16 protein-coding genes are annotated in these 19171 nt (G+C 66.5%); 5 read left to right on the forward strand and 11 right to left on the reverse strand.

The window, feature by feature from the left end; translation table 11 throughout:
* Positions 1-56 precede the first annotated feature (56 nt).
* Together uvrA and N8I74_RS14205 are read left to right on the forward strand one after the other, a co-directional pair.
* Entirely contained in the window at positions 57-2903 is a 2847-nt protein-coding gene (gene uvrA / locus N8I74_RS14200) for an excinuclease ABC subunit UvrA (protein ID WP_263123759.1), read from the forward strand.
* A 197-nt stretch (positions 2904-3100) separates the two neighbouring features.
* Positions 3101-3460 carry a hypothetical protein gene (locus N8I74_RS14205; RefSeq protein WP_263123760.1) on the forward strand — a complete coding sequence of 120 codons (360 nt, stop codon included), beginning with the start codon at positions 3101-3103 and terminating at the stop codon, positions 3458-3460.
* A 100-nt stretch (positions 3461-3560) separates the two neighbouring features.
* Here the strand turns inward: N8I74_RS14205 and N8I74_RS14210 are convergent, their stop codons facing one another.
* From N8I74_RS14210 to gloB, 4 genes are all read right to left on the reverse strand, one after another.
* A complete protein-coding gene (locus N8I74_RS14210; protein ID WP_263123761.1) occupies positions 3561-4778 on the reverse strand; it encodes a CynX/NimT family MFS transporter in 1218 nt (405 codons plus the stop codon).
* The gene (locus tag N8I74_RS14215) at positions 4775-5470 is read right to left on the reverse strand and encodes a FadR/GntR family transcriptional regulator (protein ID WP_263123762.1); all 696 of its coding nucleotides are present in this window, start codon (positions 5468-5470) and stop codon (positions 4775-4777) included. The genes N8I74_RS14210 and N8I74_RS14215 overlap by 4 nt, the downstream gene beginning before the upstream one ends.
* 262 nt (positions 5471-5732) lie before the next feature.
* Complete coding sequence (locus N8I74_RS14220; RefSeq protein WP_263123763.1) at positions 5733-7319, reverse strand: lytic transglycosylase; 1587 nt, start codon at positions 7317-7319, stop codon at positions 5733-5735.
* A 79-nt stretch (positions 7320-7398) separates the two neighbouring features.
* Positions 7399-8139, reverse strand: a complete 741-nt coding sequence (gene gloB / locus N8I74_RS14225) for a hydroxyacylglutathione hydrolase (RefSeq protein WP_263123764.1) — start codon at positions 8137-8139, stop codon at positions 7399-7401.
* Here gloB and N8I74_RS14230 point away from each other — a divergent pair.
* On the forward strand, positions 8138-8905 hold the full coding sequence (locus tag N8I74_RS14230) for a class I SAM-dependent methyltransferase (protein WP_263123765.1): 768 nt from the start codon (positions 8138-8140) through the stop codon (positions 8903-8905). The genes gloB and N8I74_RS14230 overlap by 2 nt on opposite strands.
* 43 nt (positions 8906-8948) lie before the next feature.
* Here N8I74_RS14230 and N8I74_RS14235 read toward each other — a convergent pair whose 3' ends face one another.
* On the reverse strand, positions 8949-9392 hold the full coding sequence (locus tag N8I74_RS14235; RefSeq protein ID WP_263123766.1) for a host attachment protein: 444 nt from the start codon (positions 9390-9392) through the stop codon (positions 8949-8951).
* 293 nt (positions 9393-9685) lie between these two features.
* On the opposite strand from N8I74_RS14235, the gene rnhA reads away from it, so the two are divergent.
* A complete protein-coding gene (gene rnhA / locus N8I74_RS14240) occupies positions 9686-10138 on the forward strand; it encodes a ribonuclease HI (RefSeq protein WP_263123767.1) in 453 nt (150 codons plus the stop codon).
* A 43-nt stretch (positions 10139-10181) separates the two neighbouring features.
* A complete protein-coding gene (locus tag N8I74_RS14245) occupies positions 10182-11423 on the forward strand; it encodes a TCR/Tet family MFS transporter (RefSeq protein ID WP_263123768.1) in 1242 nt (413 codons plus the stop codon).
* A gap of 165 nt (positions 11424-11588) precedes the next feature.
* Here N8I74_RS14245 and N8I74_RS14250 read toward each other — a convergent pair whose 3' ends face one another.
* The 6 genes from N8I74_RS14250 to asnB all read right to left on the reverse strand — a co-directional run bounded on the left by N8I74_RS14250 (position 11589) and on the right by asnB (position 19164).
* Entirely contained in the window at positions 11589-13439 is a 1851-nt protein-coding gene (locus N8I74_RS14250; RefSeq protein ID WP_263123769.1) for a polysaccharide biosynthesis protein, read from the reverse strand.
* 73 nt (positions 13440-13512) lie between these two features.
* Positions 13513-14094, reverse strand: a complete 582-nt coding sequence (locus N8I74_RS14255; RefSeq protein ID WP_263123770.1) for a NeuD/PglB/VioB family sugar acetyltransferase — start codon at positions 14092-14094, stop codon at positions 13513-13515.
* Between the two features lies 1 nt (position 14095).
* The gene (locus N8I74_RS14260) at positions 14096-15136 is read right to left on the reverse strand and encodes an MraY family glycosyltransferase (RefSeq protein ID WP_263123771.1); all 1041 of its coding nucleotides are present in this window, start codon (positions 15134-15136) and stop codon (positions 14096-14098) included.
* Positions 15133-16098 (reverse strand): UDP-glucose 4-epimerase family protein, encoded by a 966-nt coding sequence (locus N8I74_RS14265; RefSeq protein WP_263123772.1) that lies wholly within the window; start codon positions 16096-16098, stop codon positions 15133-15135. The genes N8I74_RS14260 and N8I74_RS14265 overlap by 4 nt, the downstream gene beginning before the upstream one ends.
* Positions 16095-17231, reverse strand: a complete 1137-nt coding sequence (locus N8I74_RS14270) for a glycosyltransferase family 4 protein (RefSeq protein ID WP_263123773.1) — start codon at positions 17229-17231, stop codon at positions 16095-16097. The genes N8I74_RS14265 and N8I74_RS14270 overlap by 4 nt, the downstream gene beginning before the upstream one ends.
* Complete coding sequence (asnB, locus tag N8I74_RS14275; RefSeq protein WP_263123774.1) at positions 17224-19164, reverse strand: asparagine synthase (glutamine-hydrolyzing); 1941 nt, start codon at positions 19162-19164, stop codon at positions 17224-17226. The genes N8I74_RS14270 and asnB overlap by 8 nt, the downstream gene beginning before the upstream one ends.
* Between the last annotated feature and the right edge of the window lie 7 nt (positions 19165-19171).

Consider the following 19171-nt stretch of genomic DNA (forward strand, 5'->3'; position numbering starts at 1 on the left):
AAGTGCGGTATATTCGGGGGTTTTCTTCAGCCGGATCGGCCCTCACCTAGCCCGCCATGAGCTATCGTCCCATTCCGTCCGAACAGCCGCTGATCCGCATCCGCGGTGCACGCACGCACAATCTCAAGAATGTCAGTCTCGATCTGCCGCGCGGCAAGCTGGTGGTGATCACCGGCCTGTCCGGGTCGGGCAAGAGTTCACTGGCATTCGACACGCTGTATGCCGAAGGGCAGCGCCGCTATGTCGAATCGCTGTCGGCCTACGCGCGGCAGTTCCTGCAGCTGATGGAAAAGCCCGACGTCGACCTGATCGAGGGCCTGTCGCCGGCGATCTCGATCGAGCAGAAGGCCACCAGTCACAATCCGCGCTCGACGGTCGGCACGGTCACCGAGATCCACGATTACCTGCGCCTGCTGTTCGCGCGGGTCGGCATCCCATATTGTCCGGACCACGATCAGCCGCTGGAGACCCAGACCGTCAGCCAGATGGTCGATCATGTGCTGGCGCTGCCCGAGGACACCCGGTTGATGGTGCTGGCCCCGGTCGTGGTCGGCAAGAAGGGCGAAAACCTGGATCTGTTCGACGATCTACGCGCGCAGGGCTTCGTGCGCGTGCGCGTGGACGGCGAAGTGCACGAGATGGATGCACTGCCCAAGCTCGACAAGAACAGGAAGCACACCATCGAGGTGGTGATCGACCGGCTCAAGACCCGGCCTGACCTCAAGCAGCGCCTGGCCGAATCATTCGAGACCGCGTTGCGCCACGCCGACGGCCGTGCGATTGCGGTGGAAATGGATTCCGGCCGCGAGCACTGGTTCTCCGCCAAGTTCGCCTGCCCGGTGTGCAGCTACAGCCTGCCCGAGCTGGAACCGCGGCTGTTTTCGTTCAACAACCCGATGGGCGCCTGCCCCAGCTGCGACGGCCTGGGCCAGATCACCTTCTTCGACCCCAAGCGGGTGGTCGCCCACCCGGATCTGAGCCTCGCGGCCGGTGCGATCAAGGGCTGGGACAAGCGCAACCAGTTCTACTTCCAGATGCTGACGAGCCTGGCGGAGCACTATGGCTTCGACATCAACGACCCGTGGGAGGCGCTGCCGGAGCAGATCCAGCAGGTGGTGCTGTACGGCTCCGGGCGTGACGAGATCCGCTTCAGCTACATGAGCGAGCGTGGCACCCGTTTCGAACGCGCACACGCTTTCGAGGGCATCATCCCCAACCTGGAGCGCCGCTATCGCGAGACCGACTCGGCCGCCGTGCGCGAGGAGCTGACCAAGTACCAGAACAACCGCGCCTGCCCGACCTGCAGCGGCTCGCGGCTGCGGCGCGAGGCACGCCATGTCAAGGTCGGCTCGGCCAATCTGCACACCATCAGCCAGATGGCGCTGCGCGACACCGCCGCCTTCTTCGAAAGCCTGCAGCTCGAAGGCGCGCGCGCGCAGATCGCCGAGAAGATCGTCAAGGAGATCCGCGAGCGGCTGGGGTTCCTGGTCAACGTCGGCCTGGACTACCTGAGCCTGGAACGCAGCGCCGACACGCTGTCGGGCGGCGAGGCGCAGCGCATCCGGCTGGCAAGCCAGATCGGCTCCGGTCTCACCGGGGTGATGTACGTGCTGGACGAACCGTCGATCGGCCTGCACCAGCGCGACAACGATCGGCTGATCGCCACGCTGATGCGGCTCAGGGATCTGGACAACACGGTGATCGTGGTCGAACACGACGAGGATGCGATCCGTGCGGCCGACTGGCTGGTGGACATGGGCCCCGGCGCCGGCGAGCACGGCGGCGAGGTGATCGCCAGCGGGCCGCCGGCCGAGGTGTTCAAGGAGCCCCGCTCGGTCACCGGGCAATTCATGTCCGGCGCGCGGCAGATCGCCATCCCGGCGCAGCGCCGCAGCCCCGATCCGCAGAAATGGTTCACCCTCAAGGGGGCGCACGGCAACAACCTGAAGTTCGTCGACCTGGCACTGCCGGCAGGGCTGTTCGTCTGCGTGACCGGTGTGTCGGGCTCGGGCAAATCCACGCTGATCAACGACACCCTGTATGCGGTGGCGGCGCGCGAGCTGAATGGTGCCTCGACCGAGCCTGCGCCGTACCACGACATGCAGGGGCTCGATCACTTCGACAAGGTCATCAACGTCGACCAGAGCCCGATCGGACGCACCCCGCGCTCCAACCCGGCCACCTATACCGGTCTGTTCACCCCGATCCGCGAGCTGTTCGCCGGTGTGCCTGCCGCCCGTGAGCGCGGCTACGGGCCGGGCCGCTTCAGCTTCAACGTCAAGGGCGGGCGCTGCGAAGCCTGCCAGGGTGACGGCGTGATCAAGGTGGAGATGCACTTCCTGCCGGATGTGTACGTGCCGTGCGACGTCTGCCACGGTCAGCGCTACAACCGTGAAACCCTGGAAGTGCAGTACAAGGGCAAGAGCATCACCGAGGTGCTGGAGATGACAGTGGAACACGCGCTGGAATTCTTCAGCGCGGTGCCCACCGTGTCGCGCAAGCTGCAGACGCTGATGGACGTGGGCCTGGGCTATATCCGGCTGGGCCAGAGCGCCACCACGCTTTCAGGCGGCGAGGCGCAACGGGTGAAGCTGGCGCTGGAGCTCTCCAAGCGTGATACCGGCCGCACGCTGTATATCCTGGACGAGCCGACCACCGGCCTGCACTTCCACGATATCGACCTGCTGCTCACGGTGCTCAAGCGCCTGTCGGACCATGGCAATACGGTGGTGGTGATCGAACACAACCTGGACGTGATCAAGACCGCCGACTGGATCGTCGACCTAGGTCCGGAGGGCGGCGCCGGCGGCGGCCGCATCATCGCCACCGGCACCCCCGAAATGGTGGCAGCCACCGCGGAGAGCCACACCGGCCACTACCTGGCGCGCATGCTTGCATCGTAACCATCGGGCCCGCTGCCGCCACCGATCAGGTCTGCCCACCCGGCAGCCCTGATCGGGGCGGGTGCGCCTGTCCCGCTGTTTGGTGCGGCTGTACTGACAATGCATGCAGCTTGGCCGCCGGCCCACGTGGACGGCACATCGAACACCTGCGCGCCCGTCATTGCCGGGGGCGGCTCGATCCACCAACCGGGTTCCTTATGAATTTTCGCGAAACGCTCTACGTCACCATCGCCAGGAACACGATCACCGTGCGATGCGTGGACAATCGCAAGCAGGCCACGGCCACCGGTTCATTCAGCACCAGCCGCCTGCTCGTGGGCAACTTCTCGGTCGCCGAGGCCCTGCTCAGGGGCCTGATCCCGCAAGTTGCCGCGCGACATTTCTACAAAACGCTGGTGGCCGTCGTCCATCCGCTGGAGCTGGTCGAGGGGGGGCTGTCGCAGATCGAAGAGCGTGTCTTCAACGAACTAGGCTTGGGCTGCGGCGCCAGAAAAATCCATCTCCATGTGGGAAGCATGCTGGACGATCAGGCCGTGCTTGCCATGCTTGGCGCCTAGCACGCCACAATCCGGACTGGCAGGCGCTTGGCGGCTTCAGCGGTTCGCACGGCCGGGGCGGTTGCCGTTCGGACCGACAGCGGGCACGCTGCGGACAGCATCACATCCCGCCGTCTTGTGCTGCCACATGGCGCGCGCGGCCGGCGCCCAGGCCTGCGGCCAGCGCAGCCAGCGTCACCAGTGCGAAGAACACACCGGCCGGCGCCCAACTGCCATGCCATTGGTGCAGCAACCCAAGTGCGAACGGCCCGAGCGCCGCCAGCGTGTAGCCTACGCCCTGCGCCATGCCGGACAACTGGGCCGCCATGTAGGGATCGCGTGCGCGCAGCACGATCAATGTCAGCGCGATGCTGAAGGTGCCACCCTGCCCCAGCCCGAGTACCGTGGCCCAGACCCAGCGCTGCGACAGTGGGGCGAACAGACAACCGAGCAGCCCCGCCAGCGTCAGCGCCAGCATCAGCACGATCGCCGGCCGCTGATCACGCCCCCGCGTGGCCAGCCAGGGTCCACCCAGGGCGGACAGCAGCTGGACCAGGATCGAGACCGACAGCACCCAGCCTGCCGCCACCGGGCTCATACCGCGTTCGATGAGGATGGTGGGCAGCCAGCCAAACACGCTGTAGGCCAGCGACGACTGCAATCCCATGTACAGCGTGACCTGCCAGGCCAGCCGGTCGCGCCACAGCCCACGCACTGCGGGCGGCGGCGCTGCATTGCCGGCGCCGCTGCGGCGCAATTGCGGTGCCCAGACCAGCGCCGCCAGCAGCGCCAGCGCCGACCACGCGGCCAGTGCCGGCTGCCAGTGTCCGGCGAACGCCAGCCGCAGGGGCTCGGTGATGCCGGCGGCCAGCGCGGCCCCCAGGCATAGCGCCATGGTGTAGAGCCCGGTCATCAGGCCCGGGGCATGCGGGAAATCGCGCTTGACGATGCCGGGCAGCAATACGCCGATGATGCCGATGCTGGCTCCGGCAAGCACCGAGCCGGCGAACAGCCCGGCGAGCCCACCGACCGACCGCAACAGCAGACTTGCCGCCAACATCAGCAGAATGATGAATGCCGTGCGTTCCGGCCCCCAGCGCCGCGCCAGCCTCGGCGCGATTGGCGCGGACAATCCCAGGCACAGCACCGGCAGCGTGGTTAGCAGGCCGGCGCCGGCGGCATCCAGGCCGGCCTGCTCGCGGATCGCGCCCAGCACCGGTGCCACGCTGGACAGCGCAGGCCGCAGGTTCAGGCCGACCAGCAGCATGCCGGCCACCAGCCAGGCACGGTTGACAGGTCGGGTCGTGGCGGCAGGCGGCATGGCAGAAGAACCGTTCATGCGTCCACCCCCGGAGCCGGCCGGCGCAGTTGATCCAGTATCGGCTGGATGATGGCGTTTGCCGCGGCGGCTGCCGCCGTGGCATCGCATGCGGCAATGGCGTCGACGATCGCGGCATGGCTTGCCTGGTCGGGATCGGGCAGCGTCGGATCGGCAAGGGCGCTGAGCACCCCATCCCGGATCGCCTGCGAGAGGAAGTCATACAGCGCCAGCAATGGGCCATTGTGTGCCGCCACCACCACACTGCGGTGGAATGCGAGGTCGCGTTCGGCGAACGCGGTACGGGCCCCGTCCCCACCCGGCTCGCCACGTGCCGCCAGCGCAGCCTGCATCGCTATCAGATCGGCCTCGGTGCGGCGCGAGGCGGCAAGCCCTGCGGACGCGGCCTCCAGCAGCGCACGCGTTTCCAGATGCTCGGCCAACGAGGCGCGGGCCAATGCGCCCATCGCGGCACTGGGATCGACGCAGCTGGCCACATAGGTGCCATCGCCCTGGCGCACGGTCAGCACGCCGCAGCAGGCCAACACCCGGACCGCCTCGCGTATCGTATTGCGGCTCACACCCAATAGCGTGGCCAGCGCCGGCTCAGTGGGGATACGGCTGTCGCGCGGCCATTCGCCGTGCTCGATGCGCTCGCGCAGGGCAGACACAGCCAGATCGACCAGCGAGGGCCTTACCAGGGGTTGGGCCATACATCCGTCCAATTCATCAGATGATTGGATGAATATTAGCGGCGACACCCCGCCCAGGCAAAGTGAAAGGGGGTCATGCCGGTGCCGTACAGTCCAGCCGGACACAAGCCCGCCATGGCTTGGTACGGCCAGCGGTCAGCGGACGCAGGCACCGTGGCACGGCGGCGAGGCGATACCCCGGGCCCGGCAAGGAATCGGACAGGGTCCGGACGCCCCATCAGGGCCGGGGTTGGCACCGGCGGTGCCGTCCGTTGCCGGTGTGCTAGTTGGGCGCCTCCACGTACACCTTCATCCCCGGCCGCAGCGGACGAGGATTCCAGCGCTTCAGGTCGACCAGGGCCACGTTGTAGCGCCGGGAGATCTCGGACAAGGTATCGCCACGGCGCACGAGATAGGTCCGGGCGCGCTGGGCGCGGCTGCGGCCGGCCCGTTTGCCGGGCTGGTCGGCCACCACACCCTGCGTCACCTTGAGCTGCTGGCCGGCACGGATCTGGTTGCCGCGCATGCGGTTGAGCGACTTGAGTTCGTCCACGCTCAGGTTGAAGCGCTGGGCAATGCTGAACAGCGTATCGCCGCGGCCGACCCGGTAGCGGTCCTGCGGCTTGCGCACCGCGCGCGGCGCGTCCTGTTCGCCGGTATCGACCGGATCAGGCACCTTGTTCACCGCCAGGGCATTGAGCGCAACCCGCTCGCGGATGTCCATGCCCGGTGCCAGCGGCACCAGGATGGTCTGGCCGCGGGCGACCTGCTCCCGTGGCGGAATATCATTGATCTCGCGCAGCTCCTCGGCCGGGATGCCGTGTGTGCGTGCCAGCTCGTCCAGGCTTTCACCGGCGCGCGTCACATAAGGTTGCCAGTTGAGCAAAGGGCGTTCGTAGGCTGCGAGGTTGCGCTGGAACAGCTCGACCTTGTCAGCGGGCAGCACCAGCTTGCGTTCGTCCTTGTAGGCGATCACCGGGCGGATGAAGCCGGGGTTGAGCCGCAGCAGCTCATCCACCGGCAGCTGGGCCAGCTCGGCGGCGACCTGTACATCCATATGCCGCCCGGTGGTGATGGCGGTGAAATACGGATCGTTGGGCAACGGGCCCAGGTCCACGCCAAAGGCGTCCGGGTCGGCGATGATATTGCGCACCGCCAGCAGCTTGGGCACGTAGTTCTCGGTTTCGGCAGGCTTGCGGATATCGGCATAGCTCAACGGCAACCCCGCCTCGCGGTTGCGCGCCAGCGCGCGGCCGACCGCACCTTCGCCCCAGTTGTAGCTGGCCAGCGCCAGCTGCCAGTCGCCGAACAGGCCGTACAGCGTCTGCAGATAGTCGAGCGCGGCCTGGGTCGACGCCACCACATCGCGCCGGCCGTCGTACCACCAGGTGCGTTCCAGCCCGTAGCGCTTGCCGGTCTCCGGGATGAACTGCCACATGCCACCGGCGCCGGCGTGCGACTCTGCCTTGGGGTTGTAGGCCGATTCGATCATCGGCAGCAGCGCGATCTCCATCGGCATGCCGCGCTTTTCGACCTCGGCGACCACAAAGTACAGGTAGCGGCTGCCGCGCTCGACGATACGCCGCAGGTAGTCCGGCCGGCTGGCGTAGTAGTTTTCCCATTTCTCGACCAGCGGGCTGTCCAGGTCGGTGAGCGCGAAGCCGACGCGGATCCGGCTCCAAAGGTCGGGATGGAGCACACGGTTGAAATCGCCGAACAGCAGCTCGGCCACCAGCGGATCGACCGCTTCGGTGTAGTCGACGACGAGCGGATCGGGCAGCGAGGCAGGGTCGGACGGGGGGGAAGCCGGGGTGGACGCAGCAGCAAAGGCGGACCAGGCCAGGCACGCGACAAGCAGGCGGTATTTCATTAGGATGCGCGCCCTGTTTGAAACAAGCCCGGATGGTGCAGGCGCGCGCGCCGCGCTGTCAACGCCGTTGCCTCCCCGGTCAGCGGAAAGCGTTACGGCGCTCACGCAGCCGTGTGAACACGGCCAGCGGCCCATTCTCGCCGACCGTCGTCTGGATCGCAGGGTCATCGCTGCGCAGGAACGGATTGGTCATCCGCTCCTGCGCCAGCGTGGCGGGCAGCGTGGGTTCGCCACGCTCGCGCCGGGCGGCATCCAGCGCCCATCGGGCATGCAACGCCGGATTGTCGGGCTCCACGGTGAGCGCGAAACGCAGATTGGTCAGCGTGTATTCATGCGCACAGCACACCAGCGTGCCGTCGGGTAACGCCCGCAGACGCTGCAGCGAGTCCCACAACTGCGCCGCCGTGCCCTCGAACAGCCGGCCGCAACCGGCACCGAACAAGGTATCGCCGCAGAACAGCCATGGCGCCCCCCAATAGGCCAGGTGATCGAGCGTATGTCCAGGCACCGCCAGCACCTGGAACGGCTGGCCCAGCAGCGTGACGCATGCGCCCTCGCCCACCGGCCGGTTCACCGGCGCCACCGCTGATGGCCCGAACACCGGCAGGCCGGGCACGGCCGCGCACAGCCCGGGCAATCCACCGGTATGGTCAGCGTGATGATGGGTGATCAGCACTGCGCCGAGCGACAGGTGCCGACGCGCCAACCAGGCCAGCAACGGCTCGGCCACCCCCGGGTCGACGGCCAGCGCTTCCCGGCCATCGTGTAAAACCCAGATATAATTGTCTTCCAGAACCGGCAAGGCTTCGAGCTGCAGCATGACATTCTCCCAGGGTCACACTCACGTTGGCGATGCCTCCCCTTTCCGGCATTTTGCCGATTGGCTGAGCACGCCGCTAGGCAGCTATGTGGCTGCACAGGAGTGCGGCTGGTTCGAGCGCACCGCGGCCGATTTGTTCGGCTACAAGGCGGTGCAGCTGGAACTGCCGGTCATCGATTGCCTGAAGACCAACCGCATGCCCTGGCGCGCGACCGCCGGCAGTTTCGGCGCCTGCCAGGTCGCCTGCCTGCCCGAACAGCTGCCGTTCGCCAACCAGTCGCTGGATCTTCTGGCGCTGCCCCATGTGCTCGATTTCTGCAACGACCCCCATCAGGTACTGCGCGAGGCCGAGCGCGTGCTGCTGCCCGAAGGGCGCCTGCTGATCACCGGGTTCAACCCGTGGAGCCTGTGGGGGCTCAAACGGTTGCGGCATCGCGGTGAGCTGCCGTGGCAGGCCCATTTCCTGGCGCTGCCGCGGCTGAAGGACTGGCTGACGCTGCTGGGGCTGGAGACACGTCGTGGCGAGTTCGTCTGCTACCGGCCGCCGGTGCAGCGGCACAATTGGCTGGAGAAGACCCGCTTCCTCGAAGACGCGGGCGACCGATGGTGGCCGGCTGCCGGAGGGGTCTACTGCCTCGAAGTGATCAAGCGGGTGGTGGGGATGCGCATCATCGAGCCGCAGTGGCGGCGGGTACCCACGCCACAACCGGCCACGGCCGCGGTCGAGAAGCTGCGCCAGCAGGCGGCCAAGGACCGCTGCAAATGAAACGGCGGGGCACCGCCCCGCCGTTGCCGCCGGCCATGCGCGATCAATGCAGGGTGCCGTGGCGCCTCAGGTAGTCCTCGATTTCACGCGGCGCGAGCTGCGCGATATCCTTGGGCACCTCTTCCTCGACCAGGCGCAGCGCGTCCTTGCTCAGCTGGCTGCGCATCAGCCCCAGGAATTTGGGCGGCGCGAACAGGCAGAGCCGGTCAAAACGGTGCTGGACCCGCGCGTGCTCCAGATAGCCCCCCAGACTGCGTGAGAATCGCTCGGCCTCATGTTGTGCCGCATCCAGCCGCGGCTGGGCGGAGTGCCCCTGCATCTGCCCGCCACCGAAGTAGCGCCCCTCGGCATCGGTGTTGAGCTCGCGATTCTGTGCGCGCCCCTGCGGATGCTCGAATTCCTCGATTTCACGCAGACGTGCGCGTCCATCCAATTCGAAAATACGCGCACGGCTCGCATCGGCCGCCAGGATCCAGGTCTTGGTCATCGTTGCTCTCCTCGAAGAAGGTATCCAGTGCGACAGCCGGTACCGCCCTCAAGTTCGCCGCCAAACCGGCCCGGGCCCTGCAGCACACCTTCCAGATATAGTGCGGCATGCCCGGGGACGCAGTAGCCGTCCGCCATCCGGAACCGGGCAGGAGGCGGCGGACATTCGCTATACTGCTCGCCCACCCGGCCCTGCTGTCGATGCCATGCCGCGTATCGCCGGGCCGACGAGGGACGCAGGTCCGCAATCCCGAAGCGGCGGGTGCATCGGCCGCCACCCAGCCCAGGACACCCATGGCAACACTTGAGATCTATACCGACGGCGCCTGCAAGGGCAATCCGGGGCCGGGCGGCTGGGGGGCGTTGCTGCGCTACGCCAGCGACGGCCGCATCCAGGAAAAGGAACTGTTCGGCGGCGAGGCGCTGACCACCAACAACCGGATGGAGCTGCTGGCGGTAATCGAAGCGCTGGCCGTGCTCAAGCGCCCATGCAGTCTCACGCTATATACCGATTCGCAGTATGTGAAGAACGGCATCGAAACCTGGATCCACGGCTGGAAGAAGAACGGCTGGAAGACCGCCGACAAGAAGCCGGTGAAGAACATGGATCTGTGGCAACGCCTGGATGAGGCGGTGCGGCACCACCAGATCAGCTGGCGCTGGGTGAAGGGCCATGCCGGCCATGAGTTCAACGAACGCGCCGATCAGCTTGCCAATCGGGGCATCACCCTGATACCGCCTGGTTGACATAGCATGCTCAGCCAATCCAGCGTCAGTGAGCCGCCCCGCCATGCCTAACCCCATCGTCACGCGCCGCCCGGCCGTTCCGTTCATCCTGGTGACGATCTTCCTGGACGTGCTCGGCTTCGGCTTGATCATCCCGGTGCTGCCCGGTCTGATCGGTGAATTCACCTCCGCCAGCGATGCACAGGCGTACTGGTATGGCGCACTTGCCGCGGCATATGGGTTGATGCAGTTCTGCTGTGCGCCGCTGCTGGGTGCGATGAGCGACCGTTTCGGCCGCCGGCCGGTGCTGCTGCTGTCGATCTTCGGCCTGGGATGCGACTTCCTGCTGATGGCGCTGGCGCCCAACCTCTGGGTGCTGCTGCTGGCGCGCCTGCTCGGCGGTGCGACCGGTGCGAGTTTCTCGGTCGCCAACGCCTATATCGCCGATGTCACCTCGCACGAGGCCCGGGGACGCGGCTTTGGCGCGCTCGGCGCCGCCTTCGGGCTTGGCTTCATCTTCGGCCCGATGCTGGGCGGCCTGCTGGGCACCCAGGATCTGCGCCTGCCGTTCTATGTGGCGGCCGGGCTGTCATTGCTCAATGCACTGTACGGCCTCCTGGTACTGCCCGAATCGCATCCGCGCGACCGGCGCGTGCCATTCGAATTCAGGCGCGCCAATCCGCTGTCGGCACTGGTCGCGCTGGCGCAGCTGCGCGGCGTGGGCAGCCTGATCGCGGTCTATACGCTGTTCATGCTGGCGCAGTTCGTGTTGCATACCACCTGGGTGCTCTACAACACCTTCCGCTTCGGCTGGGGCCCCAGCGAGAACGGCCTGTCGCTGTTCATCGTGGGTCTGGTCGGCGCTGTCGTGCAAGGCGCGCTCTTGAGCCGGTTGCTGCGGTGGGGCGAGCGGCAGGTGGTCTATGCCGGCTTTGCCTCGGCCACGGTGGCCTATGTCGCGTACGGGCTGGCAACCGAAGGCTGGATGATGTACTGCATCATCTTTGCCAACCTGCTGTCGTTCGCCGCCACCCCGGCGCTGCAGGCGATCATCTCCAAGGAAGTACCACCACAGCAGCAGGGCGTCGCCATGGGTTCGCTCAACTCGATCAGCAGTTTGATGCTGGTGGTGGCACCGGTGCTGTCGACCCCGCTGCTGGCGCACGTCAGTCACTATCCACGCACCGACTGGCGTATCGGCGCCACCTTCTTCCTGAGCGCCGCACTGCAAGGATCGACGCTGCTGCTGGCCTGGCTGCATTTCCGCCGCCGGCCGGTGGCGCCGGCAGGCGGGCCCACGGCCTAAGGGGACATACGGCCCAGCCGTGCCGGGGCGGTACGCGAGCGGCGAACGGCCTGGCAGGCACACCGGTGCGATGGGATACGCCGGCCGGCACGGAGCAGCCACCCCGCTCGGGGACGCCGGCCGGATACAGCGACGAGGCCGATATCCGGCGCGCAGCGCAAGCGCTCAGCTTTCCTCGTAATGGAGGTGGTCCTTGATCGTCGCATCCGGCTTGAAATCGGCCACGCACTGATGCAGCAGCGTCATGATGCAGTCGAAGTGGTTGGATGCGCAGGCTTCGGCCAGGCGGGCGATCACCACGTCCATCTCGGCCTTGCTGTAGAACTCCTCACGCGCCTTCATGATGCGCGGATGCGAGGTGCCGAGCACGTTCTCGCCGATCAGCAGCTCCTCGTACAGCTTCTCGCCCGGGCGCAGGCCGGTGTAGCGCAGCTCGATCTCCCCGAACGGGTTGTGCTCGTCCTTGATCGAGTAGCCGCTCAGATGGATCATCCGCCGTGCCAGATCGGCGATCTTCACCGGCTGCCCCATGTCGAGCACGAACACCTCGCCCGATTCGGCCATCGCGCCGGCCTGGATCACCAGCTGCGCGGCTTCGGGGATGGTCATGAAATAGCGGGTGATCTCCGGATGGGTGACGGTGAGCGGCCCGCCGGCGTCCAACTGGCGTTTGAAGAGCGGCACCACCGAGCCCGACGAGCCGAGCACATTGCCAAAACGCACCATGCAAAAGCGCGTGCCGCCTTCCCGCGCATCCGCCAGCGCCTGCAGCACCAGTTCGGCCATCCGCTTGCTGGCGCCCATCACATTGGTCGGGCGCACCGCCTTGTCGGTCGAGATCAGCACGAAGGTCTCGACCCCCTGATGCAAGGCTGCCTGCGCGGTGGCCAGGGTGCCGAAGGTGTTGTTGAACACGCCCTCGGTGATATTGAACTCCACCAGCGGCACGTGCTTGTACGCCGCGGCGTGGTACACGGTCTGTACGCCGTAGCGCTGCATGATGGCGCCGACGCGCAACCCGTTCTGCACCGAGCCCAGCACCGGTACGATCTCCAGCGCCAGTTCGTTGGCGACGGCGAGGCGCTGCAGCTCCTGCTCGATGGTGTAGAGCGCGAACTCGGATTGCTCGTACAGCACCAGCCGCAGCGGGCCGAAACGGGCGATCTGCCGGCACAGCTCGGCCCCGATCGACCCGCCCGCCCCGGTCACCATCACCACCTTGCCATCGATATTGGCCACCAGCAGCTGCTCATCCGGCGGCACCGCTTCGCGTCCCAGCAATTCATCGACATCGACCGTGCGGATATCCGATACGTCCAGCTGGCCGCTCACCAGATCCGCGATGCCCGGCACCACCTTGACCTCGACGTGATAGGGCTCCAGCCAGTTGACCAGCTCGATGCGCCGATTGCGGCTGACCGAGGGCATGGCCAGCAACACCTGACCGACCTGCTTCTTCCTGATCAGCTGGCCCAGATCCTCCGGCCGGAATACCGTCAGCCCGCAGATATCGAGCCCATGCAGCGTAAAGTCGTCATCCAGGAAACCGACCGGCTTGTATTCCATGCCCAGGTTGAGCGCGATGGCCAGCTGCCGGCCCGCGCTGCCGGCACCGTAGATCAGCACCGCCCTGCGCGACTGCCCTCCTGCATAGCGCCGCAGCAGCAGGCGCACGGCGAACCGGCTGGCCAGCATGTAGAACACGACCAGCAGCCAGGTGATCAGGAATGCGCTGCGGGGGATATCCCATTGCCCGATCAGCAGCGCCAGGCCGGCGTAGGCCAGCATCACCAGCGATACGGTGCCGATGATCAGCAGCACTGCGCGATCAGCGAGATAGCGCGTCACCGCCCGGTAGAGCCCGGTGCGCAGGAACAGCGGCAGCGCAATCAGCGGCAGGATGGCGTAGCCAAGCAGATCCAGCGGGCCGGGCACCCGCCATTCGCCGTAGCGCAGGCATACCGCCAGCCAGACCATGACGGGCAGCAGCAGTCCGTCGCACAGGGCAATCATCATGGCCTTGGTGCGACGGTGCAGAAGTACGAAACGGGAAAGCATTCAGTCTGTTCTCAAAGGATCAACTGCCGGTTCAGGCCGCGCTCAACGCGGTGCCAGGGGCGAGGATGGCCCAGTCGTCGACAACCACGCGGTAGCCCAGCGCGCAGCCGGCCTGCAGCCATGCTCCCTCGCCGACACGGACGCCCCCGGCGGCAAACGCCCCGACCCCGAAATGGCCACACCTGCCGACCACGCAATGATGATCGACCACGGCCCCCGCATTGACGATGACCCCGTCGGCAAGCACTGCCTCGCACCCCACCACCGCCCCGGCCATCACTGCAACCCCCGTTCCCAGCACGGCCCGGGGAGAGACGCAGGCGCGCGGATGCAATAGATTCGGCACGGCAAATTGCATGGTTTCGAGCTGGTGCAGCAGTTGCAGCCGGACCCGATTGTTGCCGATCGCGACAAAGGCGTGGCTGGCACAGGGCTTAAACCGGGGCAGATCGGCAATCGCACCGAGCACCGGGTAATGCCATACCTCGTGCAACTGCGGCCAGCCGTCGTCGACGAAGCCGGCGATGCTGAACTGGCCGCCCAGTTCGACCAGCTCGGCGATGGCGCGGCCGTGGCCGCCGGCGCCGATGATCAACAGCGAATGCGGGGACATCTCAGCTCTCCTTGCCGGTCTGTTTCGGTTCCGGCACACCGGCCTCCAGACGGATACCGAGCACCAGCAATGGCAGATACGCGATCGCAAGCGCCACGACCCCGTCCAGCCTGCCTGCCACGGCCAAGCTGGCCAGCGGCAGCAGCCACAGCAGATTGATCAACGCGACGGCGGTACTTACCGGTCGATGTGATCCCAGGCGCCGGGCCGCGTACTGGTAGGCATGGGTGCGGTGCGCCTCATCGAAGCGTTGCCCACCAAGCATGCGGCGGACCAGCGTCAAGGTTGCATCCACCACAAACACGCCCAGCAGGATCAGCCATCCCCAGAACAATCTCTGGTCTTCGTGCGCGGCGAGAATCGAGAGCGTCGCCAGCGTGATGCCGATGAATCCGCTACCGGCATCGCCCATGAAGATCCGGGCGCGGGGGAAGTTCCACACCAGGAAACCCGCGACCGCGGCCGCGAGCAACACCGGCGCATGGAACGCGGAAGGCGTGGTATCGACCAGCCACAGCAGGATGACGCCCCCAATGCAGACGGTGATGGCCTCCAGGCTGGCGATGCCGTCGATGCCGTCCATGAAGTTGTATAGGTTCAGCATCCACACGATATACACCAGCGTCACGCCGTGCCAGAACCAGCCCGGATCGACCGTCGTGCCCAGCAACACCATCGTCGGCATGCCGCCAAGCCAGTACAGCACCCAGCACGCAGCGGCAAAATGCGCCAGCAGGCGCCAGCGGGAGGGGATATGACGGTGGTCGTCGATAAAGCCGACAGCGGCAATCCACGCCCCCGCCCCCAGCAGCGCGATCGCCGGCCCATCCGGCAACAGGCCCTTGTGCCATAGCAATGGCAACCCCAGGGCAAACGCCGCCACAATGGCGACGCCACCGCCGCGCGGTGTGGGAATCGCATGCGAGCTGCGCGCATTCGGGATATCCAGCACATTGCGCCGCAACGCATAGCCCCGGATGCACCAGGTAAGAACAAACGATGCGAGCGCGGTCAATGCGCCCAGATACAGCATGAAACTCATTTGGCGACCTGCTTCAGGAACGATTCGGCGGTCATCGCCAAACCATGCTCCACAGTGACGGGGGGATGCCAGTCCAACAATTGCCTGGTCTTGGCGATATCCACCTGCAATGAGCCCAGCAGGCGCCGCGCAACAGCGCGCCTGCCCACACATGCAGCGGCGATTTCGAGCAGGTGCGCCGGCACCGGCCACAGCCGCGCGGGCCGTCCCAGCGCCTCGCCCAGCTGGCGCAGCAGCGCCGTGGTCGACAGATCGCACCCGTCGCTGGCAAGGAAGACCTGCCCGCCTGCGGCCGGATGCGTCATGCACACCCGGATGAGGTCGCAGAGGTTGTCCATCCCCACCAGACTGCGCCGGTTCCCGATGGCACCCAGTGGCAGCGGCACCCGGCGATGCAGCCAGCGCATCATCTGCAGGAAATTGGCCTTCACCCCGGGCCCATAGACCAATGGCGGCCGGATGATCACGACCTCCATGCCGCCTTGCCCGGCCCGCGCAAGCAAACCCTGCTCCGCCTCCAGCTTGGACAGCCCATAGGCATCGACCGGCGCAGGCGTATCGTCCGCGGTGTAGGCCCGCCCCGGCAACGTGCCCTCCCCGTTCACCTTGATCGAGCTGATGAACACGAAGCGCCTGACGCCTGCCGCCGCGGCCTGACGCGCCAGGTGCAGCGTGCCTTCCACATTCGCTTGTCGGAATGCCTGCAGCGGATCGGCCGCCGTATCCTGCATCACATGCACCCGGGCGGCGGCATGCACCACCACGTCGATGCCTGCCAGCAACGGCGCCCAATCGATCGGCCCGCTCAGATCGCCGGCCTGCAGATAGCGCACCCCCGTGACGACCTGCGCCGGCGGCCTGCGTACGGCCGCCAAGGGTTGAAACGCCGCCTCGCCGGCCAGATGCGCCAGCAACGCTCGCCCTACGAAACCGGACGCGCCGGTCACCAATGCCTGTGTCACCTATCGACTCCACCAAGCTCTTGATAGATGGCCAGGGTCTGCCGGACCACGATCGACTCCGCATAGCGCGCGAGTACCCGCTGCCGCCCCTGCTCCGCCATGCGCTGCCGCAAGGCGCTGTCCTGCAGCAGCCGTTCGATCGCGTCGGCCAGCGGCCGCACCGAACGTACCGGCACCAGCAGACCGTTCACCCCATCCTCGACCACTTCGCGGCAGCCGGGCACATCAGTGGTCACGATCGCCCGCGCGCAGCTTGCGGCCTCCAGCAGGCTTTTCGGCAACCCTTCACGATAGGAGGGCAGGCACACGAGGGTGCTTTGGCCCAGCGCCGCCACCATGTCGCTTTGCCAACCCCATGCCTCGACCACCCCTTCGGCAACCCAGGCCGCACACTGCTCAGCGCTGACCGCGGCCGGGTTCTCCCGGTCCGGGTCTCCCACCAATGCAAAACGCGCCGCGATCCCGCGTTGCCTCAACAAGCGTGCAGCATCGACGAACTCGTACACGCCCTTGTCCCGCAGCAGACGGGCAGGCAGCATCACGACCGGCACGCCCGGTGCCGGCGGCAGCGCCGGGTAGACCTGCGGATCGACGCCGGAGCCGCGGATCAGACGGATCGCGCCTGAGGGGGCGAGGCCCGCCTGCCGGAACAGCGCGGCATCATCCTCGTTTTGCAGGATCAGTCGGCCGCCGGGGCGCGACAATGCCCACTTGAACAACGCCTTCACCGGCCAACGCAGCAGCCGCGCCTGCCACGACTCGGACGCAAAGACAAAACCCAGCCCCGCCAATGCGTTCACCACGGCCGGTACGCCAGTCACCCAGGCCGCGATGGAACCATAGATCACCGGCTTGACCGCCACCTGATGCACCAGATCCGGTTGCAATCGCCGGTAGACGGCAACGAGGCGCCACAGCAGGCGCAGCTCATGCCAGGGATTCATTCCCGCGCGCCGCATCGGGAACGGAACCAGAGCAAATCCCTCGGCCGCGATCCGTTCGGCGTGGCGGTCGACCTGCGTGACCACGGTGACCCGCATGCCAGCGTCGCGCGCGGCGCGGGCCACGGGCAGGCGGTGCGAGCAGAAGTACCAATCCTCGCTGACGAAGAAGACGATATGGCCGTCAAGCACCCGGATTTTCCTTCAGCCACGCCTGGAACATCAGCACTGTCCATAGCCTGGGCATCCAATTGCGCCGACCTGCGAGGTGCTCCGCCCAGGCAGCGCGCACACGCTGCGGATTGAAAAACCCCTCCTCGCGCAGACGCCGCTCACTCAGGAGTTCGTCCGCCCATTCACGCAATGGCCCACGCAGCCATTCATGCACCGGCACTGCAAAGCCCTTCTTCGGCCGATCGATCAATGTCCTCGGCACATGCCGGTACAACACCTGCCGCAGCGGCCACTTGGAAATGCCCTGGTGACGCTTGATTTCCAGCGGCAGCTGCCAGGCGAATTCGACGATCCGATGATCCAGGAAAGGAACACGCGATTCGAGGCTGACCCCCATCGAAGCACGATCCACCTTGACCAGGATGTCGTCCGGCAGATAGCTGACCGCATCGAACGCCATCATCCGTTCCACCGGATGCAAGGCAGGCAGGTCCGGCTTGGCGTCGGTCAGCCGTGTGCCGGGCTCCGAGGCGACCCCGATCAACCATTGGCATGGATCGGTCAGTTGGGAAACCAGCGTGCGATACAGATCGTCCACATCCCTGGCGGTCAGCATGTCCAGGCCGCGATCCAGCTTGTCTCCGAGCGATCTGGGCAACCACGCCGATGCCGCGGGCGATGCGAAGGGCGCCAGCGCCCTGGCCAGCAGCAGCCGCACCCCGACAGGAGCCCGCGAGATACGTGCCCACCAGGACTCGGAGATCCCATACCGCGCATAACCGCAGAAAAGCTCGTCCCCGCCATCTCCGGACAGCGACACCGTCACATGCTGGCGCGCCAGCCGGCTGACCAGGAATGTGGGAATCTGCGACGAATCGGCAAAGGGCTCGCAATACAACTGCGGCAACAGTGGAATCACCTCCATCGCCTGCTCCGGCGTCACGTAGAGCTCGGTGTGCTCGGTGCCCAGATGGGCCGCGACGGCCTTGGCATGCACTGCTTCGTTGTATCCCGCCTCATTGAAACCGATGGTGAAGGTCTTGACCGGCCGCGCGGACTGCGCCTGCATCAACGCCACCACGGTGCTGGAGTCGATCCCCCCCGACAGGAAGGCACCCAGTGGCACGTCCGCCATCATCTGCTGCCCGATGGCATCGCGCGCCAACTCCTCCAGCCGGTCCGCCGCCGCCTCGGCGGTACCTTGGAAAGGCGCCGCCCGCCCTGCCCGGATCACTGCCGCCAGATCCCAGAAACGCCGGCACCGCGGCTGGGAATCCGTCAGTGACAGGCGCAACAGCATGCCGGGCTCCAGCTTGCTGATCCCCTGATAGATGGAATGCGGCGCCGGGATATAGTTGTGGCGCATCAGCAGCGCCAGCGCGCCGCGGTCGATCGGTGCCTCGAAAGCGGGATGCTGCCGCAGCGCCTTGAGCTCGGAACCGAACAGGAAGGCGCGCTGCTCGCCGGTGCCCTGCCAACCGTAGTAGAGCGGTTTCTCCCCCAGCCGATCCCGTGCCAGGACGAGCTCGTGCTGCTGCCTGTCCCAAACGGCGATGACGAACATGCCGATGCAGCGCTGCAGCGTGGCCTCGATTCCCCAGGCGATGAAGCCCGCGAGCAGGGTTTCGGTATCGGAATGACCTGCCCACTGCGGCAGCGGGGAATATTGCTCGAGCTCTTTGCGCAATAGAAGGTGGTTGTAGATCTCGCCGTTGAAGACGAGCACATAACGCCCCGAGCCTTCCAGCATGGGCTGGTGACCGGCCGCACTCAAATCGACGATGGCCAGGCGGCGGTGCACCAGGGCGATGCCTTGTGCCGGGTCGCTCCAAAGGCCCGAGCTATCCGGTCCGCGATGGAGGATGGCCTGACCCATCGCATTCAACAACACCGCCGCCTGGGATTGGGTCCAGGTACGTGCGGGCATCAGAAAACCGGCGAAACCACACATCAGGCTT

This window comes from Chitiniphilus purpureus, from assembly GCF_025642115.1.
In the GTDB taxonomy this organism is placed as follows: domain Bacteria; phylum Pseudomonadota; class Gammaproteobacteria; order Burkholderiales; family Chitinibacteraceae; genus Chitiniphilus; species Chitiniphilus purpureus.